General features: G+C 46.4%; 11 protein-coding genes. All 11 read right to left on the bottom strand.

Annotation, left to right across the window (positions count from 1 at the left end; genetic code table 11):
• Positions 1 to 80 precede the first annotated feature (80 nt).
• Positions 81 to 938 carry an SDR family oxidoreductase gene (locus C4K40_RS26030; RefSeq protein WP_053131964.1) on the bottom strand — a complete coding sequence of 286 codons (858 nt, stop codon included), beginning with the start codon at positions 936 to 938 and terminating at the stop codon, positions 81 to 83.
• Between the two features lies 1 nt (position 939).
• The gene (locus tag C4K40_RS26025) at positions 940 to 2,169 is read right to left on the bottom strand and encodes a glycosyltransferase family 4 protein (RefSeq protein WP_053131961.1); all 1,230 of its coding nucleotides are present in this window, start codon (positions 2,167 to 2,169) and stop codon (positions 940 to 942) included.
• 1 nt (position 2,170) lies between these two features.
• Complete coding sequence (locus C4K40_RS26020; RefSeq protein ID WP_053131959.1) at positions 2,171 to 3,364, bottom strand: glycosyltransferase family 4 protein; 1,194 nt, start codon at positions 3,362 to 3,364, stop codon at positions 2,171 to 2,173.
• A gap of 52 nt (positions 3,365 to 3,416) precedes the next feature.
• Positions 3,417 to 4,235, bottom strand: coding sequence for a glycosyltransferase (locus tag C4K40_RS26015; RefSeq protein ID WP_053131957.1), 819 nt, complete (start codon positions 4,233 to 4,235; stop codon positions 3,417 to 3,419).
• 77 nt (positions 4,236 to 4,312) lie between these two features.
• Complete coding sequence (locus tag C4K40_RS26010) at positions 4,313 to 4,969, bottom strand: DapH/DapD/GlmU-related protein (protein WP_083456908.1); 657 nt, start codon at positions 4,967 to 4,969, stop codon at positions 4,313 to 4,315.
• Positions 4,944 to 5,960: a glycosyltransferase family 2 protein gene (locus C4K40_RS26005; protein ID WP_083456907.1), complete on the bottom strand. Its 1,017-nt coding sequence runs from the start codon at positions 5,958 to 5,960 to the stop codon at positions 4,944 to 4,946. Before C4K40_RS26005 ends, C4K40_RS26010 begins: the two co-directional genes overlap by 26 nt.
• Positions 5,961 to 5,962: 2 nt before the next feature.
• Positions 5,963 to 7,270, bottom strand: a complete 1,308-nt coding sequence (locus tag C4K40_RS26000) for a hypothetical protein (RefSeq protein WP_053131955.1) — start codon at positions 7,268 to 7,270, stop codon at positions 5,963 to 5,965.
• Positions 7,267 to 8,199, bottom strand: a complete 933-nt coding sequence (locus tag C4K40_RS25995; RefSeq protein WP_053131952.1) for an NAD-dependent epimerase/dehydratase family protein — start codon at positions 8,197 to 8,199, stop codon at positions 7,267 to 7,269. The genes C4K40_RS26000 and C4K40_RS25995 overlap by 4 nt, the downstream gene beginning before the upstream one ends.
• Positions 8,199 to 9,914, bottom strand: coding sequence for a thiamine pyrophosphate-binding protein (locus tag C4K40_RS25990; protein WP_053131949.1), 1,716 nt, complete (start codon positions 9,912 to 9,914; stop codon positions 8,199 to 8,201). Before C4K40_RS25990 ends, C4K40_RS25995 begins: the two co-directional genes overlap by 1 nt.
• A 3-nt stretch (positions 9,915 to 9,917) precedes the next feature.
• Positions 9,918 to 11,231: a lipopolysaccharide biosynthesis protein RfbH gene (gene rfbH, locus C4K40_RS25985; protein ID WP_022640836.1), complete on the bottom strand. Its 1,314-nt coding sequence runs from the start codon at positions 11,229 to 11,231 to the stop codon at positions 9,918 to 9,920.
• A gap of 26 nt (positions 11,232 to 11,257) precedes the next feature.
• Positions 11,258 to 12,343, bottom strand: coding sequence for a CDP-glucose 4,6-dehydratase (gene rfbG, locus C4K40_RS25980; RefSeq protein ID WP_031320490.1), 1,086 nt, complete (start codon positions 12,341 to 12,343; stop codon positions 11,258 to 11,260).
• Position 12,344 lies beyond the last annotated feature (1 nt).

Raw genomic sequence — 12,344 nt, 5'->3', positions numbered from 1 at the left:
TCCAAATCATGTAGACCCGATTTACGGGTCAGAAAAGATACCGGTCGACTCCACAGCAGGGAGCCATCCTTACAATTACCTTAGCGACTGATGTGCATGCTGCGAATCAGCTCTGGCCAAGGAGCGGCAACGTATCCGGTGGCCTCATGGAAACGCTGGCCATTGAGGGAACGATCGATCACCAGTGCATCATCCGGTTCGATCTCTATCGGATGCTCATACTCGCTGGCCACCATCCTCAGCAGGTCCAGCTTGTTAACCGGGGCGGCTGCTACATGATACAGGCCGCTGAGTCGCGGATGGGGCAGTACATAATCCTTCATCACCCGCGCCAGTTCCACTGTGGGCAGGCCGGAAAATATGGCTTTGGAGAAGCCCTTCACGCAGCCTTGTTGGGATAGGAACCAGTCGACCAGAGCATTGCTGGAGCCTAGTTCGTGACCAATGATGGAGGTACGCAAGGTGATGGCATGGGGAGCTTCATGCAACTCGCCGATGTATTTGGACTTGCCGTACAGATCTTCTGCATCCGAAATATCCGACTCCAGATAACCGCCTTTGCGTCCAGAGAACACGCAATCAGTGCTCACATGAACCAAGCGCGCACCTGCCAGTGCACATAGCCGCGCCAGACGATGCGGCAACATTGCGTTGATGGGGAGTGCGGTCAGAGGATCGTTGGCATCGGCCAATTGCTTGATCAGGCCGACGCAATTGATCACGACATCAGGACGGACCTGGGTCAAGGTCATGGTCAACGCGTCCTGGTCCAGGACATCGATTCCGCTGATCAGGTAGGGGTGTTGGACTTCGGGAAAGTACCTAAGGCCGGAAGCACTTCGCAAGGTGCCCCAGGTCTCATGCTTTGTATCGCCACTAAACAGTCGAAACACTGCTTGTCCGAGCATGCCCGTGACGCCAAGAACCAATACTTTCATTTCAATCAACCTTGCTTTTCGAGTCTTGTCCGAGCAGATCCACCAGCACTGAAACCTGCCGGCTCATCTCGAAGTGTTCATCAAAATAGGCACGCCCTGCACGTCCCATGGCCTCCCGCTCGCTTTCCTCGAGCGCTTTCATCCGACGTATGTTCGTGACCAGGGGAGCAACTGCCTCGGCCGCCGAAGCGAACCCTGCCCCCGAGTCGAGTACGATTTGAGCACCTTCGCCATTGAGGCTTGCGATGATCGGGCGTCCGGCAGCGAGGTAAGCCTGGATTTTGCTTGGGATTGTCTGGGCGAAGATGGGCTCGTCTGTCAGCGAGACCAGCAAAGCCGAGGCTTGCTGAAATATCTGCGGCATGCTTTCCATTGGGAAGCGTCCAGGTAACGCAAGATTCTCCAAATTATGCGCCCTACGTTGGCTATCGAGCCATTCAAGACGGCTGCCGCTGCCGATCAGTACCAGGCGGATCGAAGGATCGTCGCGCAACTCCAGTGCCGCTTGCACAAGCGTATCCAGAGCTTGTGCGGTTCCAAGATTGCCGGCAAAGACCAAGCAGAAATGCTGGTCGAGCAACTGGCCCAGCGAGTCGGGAATAGGGGTAGTGCTTTTGATTTTCGAATCGAAGGAGTTCGGGTAATAGATGATCTTTTTTCTGTCAGCGTATTGCGCCACGGGCTCCACGAAGGCGCGCGACTGAACCAGCAAGGTATCGCAGCAACGGTAGATCGCCCTGACTACCCATCCCACGACTCCCAAGGCATGCCGGTTCTTGATGAAGCCCGTGGCAGAGAGGCTTTCAGGCCAAAGATCTTGAATCCACAAGGCCAGCTTGGCGCCTTTTAACCATTTAAGCAGGATGGCTGGAATAGCCTGGGTGACCGGAGAGGGGGCGAACACCAGGATTGCATCGAATTTGTGTTTGCGCAGCAGCCAGGGAAAGCACAGTAAACCCAAGAAGGCGAACGAGAGATAATTGAAAAAGAGATTCCTGGCGCCCCCAATACCACGTGGCCACAAGGGAACCCGCACCACATCCACCTTTTCCTGGAATTTGTCGCGCTGTACACCTCGAGCTGTATAGCCCTCGAAGATTTCTCCTTCCGGGTAATTCGGCTTACCAGTAGCTACAGTCACCTCATGGCCTTGCTCTGCCAAGGTCGAGACTATGTTGTTGATGATGAAGCTCTCAGGGTAGAAATATTGACTTAGCACCAATATTCGCATCTCAGGGCTTCCCGTTTTTGAGAACAGAAAGGAACAGTTGTTTGTTCGACTCGATAGCGCTTTGGTCAGAGAGCTTTTCGACTGCTTTCTTGTAGACGAGATCTCGGCGCAATTTTCTTTCTTCCACTGGTATCGATGCGAACCGTTCTATTGCTCTGGCGAATTGAAGAGGGTCATCCAGGGGGTAGTCCCAGCCCAGCCCTTCGTTTTCAAGATCACGCCACGGTGTCTGATCACTCAATAACACCGGAGTCCCCACACTGATGGACTCTGCGATCACATGGCCGTAATTCTCTCCTTTTGTCGGGAAGAAAAAAAGGTCATAAGCGGCAAAGGTGGGTTTGACGTGTTCAGGCATCACGTTGCCGCAGTAATTCACCTGAATATTCGCAGGCAGGTCTCGGATAAGAACTTCGCATTCGCTCCAATAGTCTGGCTCTTCCTGCGGGCCATATATATCAAGGCAAATCTGGCTGGTTACCTTGGATAGGACAGATAACGCATAGTCCAGGTTTTTCATTTTGCATATTCTGGACAGAAAAATCAGCCTTATAGATTGCTCTGTCGAAAAGGTGCGGGTTGTTGACATTGGAAGTGTAGCCGTAGGCTTCTCGGCCAGATCGATTGCTATGTAAGTATCTTTTTCTTGCAACCATGGCAAGGTGCGCAGCGTATCGGATTTTTCATAGTTGCTTGAAACTTGGAATTTTACACCTTTATAGAATCGAGAGATTAATTTTATATATAATTTCTTTTTAAAAGGCTTAATTATTAATGCGCCCTCTGAAAACTCACCTCGGGGTGCCAGAATGATTGGCTTGTAGCTAGCGAGTAAAAATTTTAATGCTAATAAAGGTTTCAAGGTGAACGTTGGATCAAAAAAACTGTTGAGATAAATCAAATCATGATCTGTGGAGCTAATGATCTCAGCTATATTTTGAATGCCGCAACGCTCGGGAGAAATATAATAGACATGAGCATTAGCTATTTCTTGCCATTGGTTTATACAAACCGAGTCAAAAGCCTGAGATTCACCTTGATCACGATCTCGTGTGACTATCCAGAATTCGAATGAGTCGCCAAGATTTTCAGCCATATTGGCCAAGGTGCGTAATGGTCCGCCAGCTTTATAGCCCGGAAGATAGTAGCTTACAAATGTCAGGATTCTTACTTTTTTTCTTGAGACAGGCCCCATGAAAATCTCCAAGCTCTCTGATAAAACCTTAGGGGCAGAGAACGGTAAATAATTAATCAGTGAAAAAGTTTATTCGAAATTTTAATGTATGTTTCAGTCGTCTTATAAAAACGACTAAACCAGCGATCGATAGTGCCCGCCCATTGCCGTGTAGAACTAGAAACGCTTTTTGAGACTCATGGAAGCTGGACTTGAACTTGTAAATATTATCCGAGTCTGGATTACAAGTCAGGTCATGGTTGATGCTATAGTCCAGTAGGTAAAATGTCTCATTGGTCTTCCGATACTCCATCATGAAGTAGTCGTCAGTTCCGTAAAATTTAAGGCGCTTATCGTAGCCTTTGAACGTTTCGGTAAAGTAAGAGTAGCGAATGAACATGCCACTGTTAATAGCGGTGTTTCGCTTCGAAGACATCAAACCTGGGCCTAAGTCTTTGTAAGGAAGACTTTTGAAGAAAATCTGTTTGCCAGGACTGACAATCGAGTTTTTGAATTTAACTACTGGAAGATAAAGGTTTGAGTTTCTCTCAGCATTGATCGCTTGTTGGTGGGCTTTGAAGAGCTGGCTGTCAAAGACTGTGTCATGATCAAGCAGAACTATGAAGTCGTGTTTTCTAGGCGAAAGATTTACGAAAGAGTTGTAGATTTCTGAAAGATGCTTATTTTCGGGCGTGTGTTTGTAAATCACATCGAGCCCGGCTGTAATTTTTTTTAATTTGCCTACCTGTGATACGTCTTTTGACTTTGAACTGTTGTCCCATATTATTATGGTCGAGCTCTGCAAGTATATTAAAGACTTTAGTATGGATGAGATGCTTTCCGATTGTGTAAAAGACTTCTCGTATAGCACCACTAAGATTAAATAGCTCATGGGTTTGCTCTTTCGAAGTCAGAGGGTGTTGGTCAATATATAAATAGAGTGAAAAGTTTGTAGTTTCAGAAGAAACTCTATGGAGTTAAAGTTATCCACTTTTCTTGCTCTTCATCCCAGCCCTTGATGGGCTTGGCGGGTATTCCTACGGCGATAACATTCTTAGGTATGCTTTTCGATACTACGCTATTGGCTCCGATAATAGAGCCACTCCCAATCGTGGTGTTCGGTAGTATTACTACGTTATCTCCAATCCAGACGTTATCCTCAATAATAACATGGCCAGGGCTACTAAGCGGCCTCTCTATAGGAGCAGTTGTAGGATTTGATTGAGGTGGGTAATTGTGGTTGTAAACGCCATGGGCATGGTCCGTTATATGGGCTTTGCTCCCTATAAGCACGTTCTTTCCAATGCTTATATTATTTATGCAGGCAATATGAACAAAGTCGCTTGCAGAGAAGTTGTCACCTATTTCAATTCTTGGTTTGAACTTCTGCTCTCGGTACTCCGATATTGCCTCCAACCACAGGTGATCTCCCATCGAGAAGTCGCCTGATATATGGATATTTTCGACCCCAAGTATTCTAGGCGATAGGCCTAGGTTGCATTTTTTTCTTGTAAAAGGGTTTATTTTTAAATTGATAAAGACTTTTAAAATATTAAATATTTTTCTGAATGGTTTGTATATTAAAAATATATGATTTTTTTTAAGCGTTTCCAAGTTTAGCTTCATGTTTTTTTTCGTGATGTGATTCAGTTTCATGTTGGATTTTGAATTTTTTTTTTGCCGAAATAGCCAGCTTCAATAGACCCTTAGGGATTATGGTTAAAGCTAGAACTAATAAGGTTGGATAGGGCAGGGATAGTTTGAAGATGTCTTTGAATTTACAATAAATTTCGTAATCCAGAGTTCCTTGTGCCCTCAATATTAACATGCCCTTGATAGTAAATGCTTGTGAGACTTGGCCAAAGCCGACGCAGGTGGCTAGTTTTTTTTCTAAAGAGTATTTTGCTGGCAGCGAAAATATAAAATTTGTCCAGCTAGTTATACCTATATCGAATATTTTTTTTGAACTGGCCCAACTGCTTTTTTTGAGGTTTGGATTGTTTAGAGAGGCTATAGATATTTCTCGGGCCCAGTGTACAGTGAATTCTTTGCGTGATAAGTATTCGAATATTATCCCTGTTTGGATAAAGTTCGTATTGCGATACCTTGGGAAGTCGGCGTTAGAGATAAGGTCTTTATGGAATATTAGGCAGCTTAGACAACTCATCAGTGCGCCAAGGTCACCGAGTAGTTGGTCATGGTCACTATAGTTTCCAGTCGGAAATGCCAGCTTGTTGAAGAGGTTTACGACTATAGCATCATAGGCGATTTGCTGTTGGGCAAGGTCAAGAATATGCGAAAGGCCATTGTCAGGTATGAGGTAAGTGTCGCCCATCAGCCATATATAATCCGTAGTTGGGGCTTTTAGTGCGAGCTCTATATTAAGGTCGGCACCTAAATTGATGTTATTTCGATGGTAGTTTATTAAAGGATATTCTTTTTTCCACTTGCTTACGACGTCGAATGTTGTGTCATTGGATGCGTTGTCGTATATGAATATTTGTATGTTGTGTTCTTTTAGCTTTGGTAGGTGAACGCCAAGAGAATAATCTAGGTAGTCTGCGCGGTTGTATGTTGGTATGCAGATGGAGAGCTTTGGATTTGTAAGCAAAGTCATCGCTATGCCTTTTTATAATGCTGCGTGAAAATCTTGCAGACCCAAGGTAAGACTATCAGGTACGCACTAATGAAACCGATGAAAAAATATTCAAAAGGAAGGTATGCTGCCGCTAATATGGTGGAAATACATACATAGATTCCGTTTGTGACCGAAACTATTACCAAGGGCTCTTTTTTGTGAGTGCGCATGTAGATCGCTAGTGAATTAATTATAAGCTGGGCTAACCAGCCTAAAGAAATCATGAGAAATGCATCTATTGAAACCAAGCGATCTATAAGGGGGATGTGATTTTTGAGTGCTTTAAACGCAAATGTGAAGGCCAGTATTCCCAGGAAATAGGTCAGTGTTGCCATGCATAAGCTTCTTTTGAACTCTGAGTTCAAGGCTAAATAGTTGTTCTGTGCTACATGAATATTCATTTTTGGTGTTATGGCCGTTATCCATATGTTGGAAATTCCAAAAACTGCTGTGCAGACAGCCATGGATAAACCTACTTTCCCTGCTTCTATTGCTCCGTAATAGTGGAAGGCGATAGGAGTGAATATTGAAAATATGAAGTAGCCACTAATCCAGCTAATGGCGAATCGCCAGATTAGTGGTAGGGTTTCTTGACGCCATGGGTGATGTTCAACTAAACCTTTTTTATATAGTTGAAATATCATATTTTTATATTTTTTAAATATTAGTAAGCTGCTTGTAATTGCTCCTGCCAGTAGGGAGATGGCGAGTGCGTACAAACCCGCTCCAAGAATTAGCAAAATAAAAGTCGAGGCAAAAGTTGCTATGCTGGTTTGGAATCGGATTTTCTGTGCATCGCTAACACTGTCGCACCCCTCTATAAAAGATAGAAGCATACTGTTAAAAAAAACTAATATTGAGGATGCACCATAAATCAACCAGGGAAGTTTCCAGTCGGCCGTTGATTGTTTGGAGTCTAAAATGTAAAAGCCAATTAGAAGTACTATGGGGAAGGTAATGAATGCCATCGTTGCGGACCATCTTGCGGCAAACATGAAAAGTGTTGCCATCCGAATTAAGTTCGCCTCTTGGCCAATTAGAATTTTTCTATCGTTAAATGATAGATGCGCAAATTCATGGGCCGAAAATAACAGTAGAACCGCAGAGAAACCCATGTCGGCGAAAACGGCCAGAGCAGCCATGCTGATGAAAGTGTACCAATAACCTTGTGCTTCAGGAGTAAGGTATATTGGAAGTAGTATTAGTAGAAGTGGGCTGGAAAACAGTTTCCAGATTTGGTTCAGGGCAGTGTGGCGAAAATCTTTACTGAGGAGGTTTTTGAGATTCATCTTATGCCTGGTATTTTTTTGATCTCATAAATTAGCCCCTCTATGGAGGATAAAGTTGGTCGGTATTTTAGTACTTCAGGAGCTCTGGATAGCGAGTAGTAATTGAGCTTGAAACCTGTTGCGTTAACCGATTGAAAACCCTCTTGAAGAATGTAAGTGAAGGAGAAGTTATTTCTGATCTCTTCTAATATTGAGAGCTTGTCAGCCGGGGCGCTACTGTAGCAGTCGATAGCTTGGTTGAGGAAGCTGGAGGTAAGGGCTATCTTTTCAACGAGCTGAAAGAAGTCTTTTGGAGTAATAATGTCGCGGGTAATGTTTTGATCTGAGGTGTAGAAGGTTTCAGATCGCAAGATGGCTCTTGCCATGTCGGTAATTAAAAATCTTGATTCTATGTCAGCCGTATAGCTGAAGTAGTTGAATACTCGAAGATCTACGATCTGTAGATGTTGTAATGCTCTGTGCTTTGTTTCGGCATAGAGTTTTGCAATGGCGTACCAATTCGTATTTTTTAAGTCGTTAATTTCAAAGATTGCTGGGGAGCTCTTGTTTACGGGGGTTGTGAAATTTCCACCATATACAGCGCCGCTACTCAAGAATATATATTTACAGGCGCTGTGTTGTTTTAGGTAGCTGAGAGCCAGTTCATCGTAATGCTCTGTGATCTGCAGGATCTGGCTGCCCATGCTCGCTGCTTTTGCTGGGTCTCCTATCCCGACAAAGTTTATAATTACGTCGAAATCAAGATCATGCGTGAAGTCTGAGTATTCAAGTATTTGATAGTTTTTTTCTTCAGCGATTTTCTTGGTTTGCGAGTCTAGGGTCGAAGGTTGTCGGCAAAAAAGAGTCAGTCGCACAGACGTTTCATGTGCAAAAGAAAAAATTAAGTCTTTGGCTATGTGGCTGCTAGCACCTAATATTGCCACTTCCATCAGATGTTATTCCATATGGGCAATTGTTCATCGATTTTACGGCCGAACTCCAGCCTTGGTCGGCATTCTCTGGCATCGGTCATCGACACTTCCAGCAGCATAGGGCGCGGCGATTCCAAGAAGCTCTCCAGGGCGGAGCTGAAAGCCATAATGTCTATTATGACTCTTGATTCGACTCGATAGGCTGAGCCGATATCTTTGAACTGAGATGTGTACCCGTTCCAGTAGGTCGATGAGTTTCGTCCTTCAAAGTACATTTCTTGAAAGCCTCGAACCATCCCTAGGGATTGATTATTCAAGACAATTGTCAAAACGGGTAGTTTGTCTCTGGATATGATATCCAGCTCTTGGATATTGAGTTGAGCACCACCGTCGCCGGTAATTACAATGACCGGTTTCTTGCCTGCGAAACAAGCGCCAATGGCGGCAGGTATCGCAAATCCCATGCTGCCCAGGCCGCCTGAATGATGCATGGCTTGGCCGTTGTTGAGTCTGAGTGTATGCGCGCCCCACATTTGATTGTTGCCTACGTCGAGGACATAGTCCAATGCGGTTTTTGTTGTTAATTTATTTAGCTGAGTGAATAGAGCGAAGGGACTGATCGTCCAGTTGGTATACTCATCTATAAAGGTTTTTTCAAAATTGTCTTTAAGCGAGTTCGTCCAGTCTTCCCAGTTTTTATTGTTGCCAAGTTGTAGTGGTGAAAACTGAGAAAAGTAATCGTGCAAGTCCAGACGATATGAAAAGTCAGCAGTCACACGGTTATTCAGTTGTCCTTCTTGCAAGTCCAGTTGGATAATTTCGGCGTTTCTCGCGAAGTCTGCAGTTTGAGCGCCAGTCTGGCGTACGTCCATCCTGCTTCCTAATACCAACAATAAATCGCAGTTTTGTACGGCATAGTTGGCTGCTCTTGTACCATAAGCGCCCAGCATTCCCAGATAGAGGTCTCCAGCCTTAATTTTTTCTGCTCCCTTAAGGCTGGCTACATAAGGAATACCTTTTTGCTCTATCTGTTCTATCCATGCTTGAAATCTTGAGCTATTGACTGCTCCTCCACCAATCAGTAGCAGTGGCTTTTTAGAGTTGAGAATTTTGCCACTGATAAACTCGATGTCCCTCTGCAGCAATGATATTGAATGAGTATCAATCTCTGGGTTGGACTCAATGCTGGACTCTAATAGTGAGTCGTCAATTTCTGCTCTCTGTATATCCATCGGAATGTCAAGTAGCACCGGCCCCGGCCGTCCTTCTTGGGCAATTCGTATTGCTTTTTTCAAGCAAGGGATAAGATCTTCCGCATTTTTAACCTGGTGGGCATACTTAGTAATACTGGAGACCAGCGCTACGCTATCCAACTCTTGGAAGCCTTGCTGGCGAATATCCCTATTCCCTTTGAGTTCCGAGGTGTTGACCTGGCCAGTGAGGAATATGCAAGGGTGGCTATCGAGCCAGCAATCGGCAATCCCTGTAATCAAGTTGGTTGCGCCTGGCCCGCTGGTTGCCAGTGCTACGCCGAGAGTCTTGTGATGGGTTGCACGGGATACTGCAGATGCAGCGAAGGCTGCGCCTTGTTCATGGTGCATTGAAACTAACTTGGTTTTTCCCAGTAAATTTATACTGTCAACCAAATGAGTGATCATTCCACCAATCAACTCAAACCCATACAGTACATTATTGTCTGCAAGGACTTTTGCTACTGCATCCGAAGCTTTCATAGTTTAGAAACCGATCCCGAAAAACTCTTCAAGTTTTTCGCCAATAAAATCAAAGTGTTCTTGACCCAACGTAGGCTGTACGCCCAGCCAGAATGTCTGGTTCATTGTGCGGTCAGTGTTGGTCAGTTCACCAACGACACGATATTCAATGTTCTGGAAGTAGGGCTGGCGAGTGAGGTTGCCTGCGAACAGCAGGCGGGTGCCGATTCTGTGCTGGTCAAGGAATTTGAGCAGGTCCACACGTTGGACGCCGCTGCTTTCCTTGAGAGTGACCGGAAAACCAAACCAGGATGGATCGCTATTGGGTGTAGCTTCTGCGACCTCTAAAAACTCCGATAGGCTGGCCAAGCGTTCTTTGAGCAGTTTGAAGTTACGCTTGCGAGTATCGATGAAGTCTTGGACTCGCTCCAGTTGCGCGAGACCACAAGCTGCCTGCATATCAGTGATTTTAAGGTTGTAGCCCAAGTGAGCATATACATACTTATGGTCATAGCCTCGCGGCAGGCTTCCGTATTGCTGGCCAAAACGATCGCCGCAAGTGTTGTCGCAACCAGGAGCACAGTAGCAGTCACGTCCCCAGTCACGGAAAGATTCGGCAATCACCTTCAGTTGCGGGTTATTGGTGAATACTGCTCCACCTTCGCCCATGGTGATGTGGTGCGCAGGATAGAAACTGAGGGTCGCGATGTCGCCAAAGGTTCCAACCAGTTTGCCGTCATAGGTGGCGCCCAAGGCATCACAGCAGTCTTCGACCAGCCACAGGTTGTATTTTTCGCACAGGGCCTTGACCTTGCCGAGGTTGAAAGGGTTGCCCAGTGTATGGGCCAACATGATTGCCTTGGTCTTGGGCGTGATGGCTGCTTCGATCAACTCGGCGTCGATATTGTGAGTGGCCATATCGACATCGACGAATACCGGAATCGCCCCAAATTGAACAATGGGGTTGACTGTAGTTGGGAAGCCTGCAGCAACACCAATGACTTCATCGCCTTTTTTGATGGCTCGCTCGCCGAGTTTGGGAGAGGTCAGGGTGCTGAACGCAACCAGGTTAGCCGAAGAACCTGAGTTGACAGACAGAAGGAACTTCACTCCAAGGAACTCTGCGAGTTTCTTCTCGAATTCGGCGTTGAAGCGACCGGTAGTCAGCCAGCCATCCAACGAGGCTTCGACCATCAGTTGCAATTCACGTGCGCCGATTAGCTTTCCCGATGGTGGAATGACAGTTTCACCGGCCTCGAAAGGTTGGCCTGCCAAGGCAGTTTGGGCATATTGTGCGACGAGTTTGCTGATTTCCTGGCGGAGTAGATCGGGAGTCATGAAAGGTTCCTGCGTGAAAAGTTTGATTAGTTGCCGTTGCCATTCATGGCTGCCATATAGGCATTAATTTCATCCAGGCATTGAGCCTGCATATCAGCACCGCTCAGGAAGGAGCGGTGCCAACGGACGATACGAGAAAGAGTGGTTGCCAAATCCCAGGTTGGAGTCCAGTGCAGGCGAGCACGGGCTTTGGATATATCCAATTTGAGGTAGTTGGCTTCATGGGGCTGCGGAGCATCGTCCAGTTGCCAATGAGCGCCCTCTCCCCAGGACTCGACCATCTTGTCGAGAATCCATTCAACTGGACGAGCATCCTCATCCTTGGGGCCGAAGTTCCAGCCTTGGGCGAACTCTTGGCCATTCGCCCATAGGTGCTCGGCCAAGATCAGGTAGCCACTTAGTGGTTCCAATACGTGCTGCCAGGGACGAGTTGCCTGAGGGTTGCGTATCACTACTGGCTGGTTCTTTTCGAATGCTCGCAGGATGTCTGGAATCAGACGATCTTCTGCCCAGTCTCCGCCACCTATGACGTTACCTGCTCGAGCACTGGACAGTGCGGCGGCTTGTGAAGTGTTGAAGAACGAATTGCGATAGCACGCAGTCAGAAGCTCAACACAACCTTTGCTGTTACTGTAGGGGTCGTGTCCACCCATGGGTTCGTCTTCGCGGTAACCCCATTCCCATTCGCGATTCTCATAACATTTATCAGTGGTGACGTTGACTATTGCCCGGAGGTTGGGACAGCGCCGAGCTGCCTCCAGCACATGCAAAGTGCCCATCACATTGGTGGAATAGGTTTCCACTGGCTCACGATAAGACAAGCGCACTAGTGGCTGGGCTGCCATATGAATAAGCACTTCCGGGCTGAAGTCCGCGATGTTTTGGGTAATGGACTCCAGGTCGCGAATATCCCCGATATGAGATTGCATGCTGTCAGCAACACGAGCCTCATTAAATAGTGCTGGTGTCGTAGGAGGAGATAATGCAAATCCCCTTACGTCTGCACCCATGCTTTGCAGCCATAGTGCCAGCCAGCTGCCTTTGAAGCCGGTATGGCCAGTCAGGAAGACTTTTTTGCCTTTCCAAAAGGCTGGAGTCACTGTTGACTTCATG

The sequence above is a fragment of the Pseudomonas sp. CMR5c genome (assembly GCF_003850545.1).
GTDB lineage: Bacteria > Pseudomonadota > Gammaproteobacteria > Pseudomonadales > Pseudomonadaceae > Aquipseudomonas > Aquipseudomonas piscis.
The sequence above is the reverse complement of the archived record's forward strand: the minus strand, read 5'-3'. Positions and strand labels throughout refer to the sequence as shown.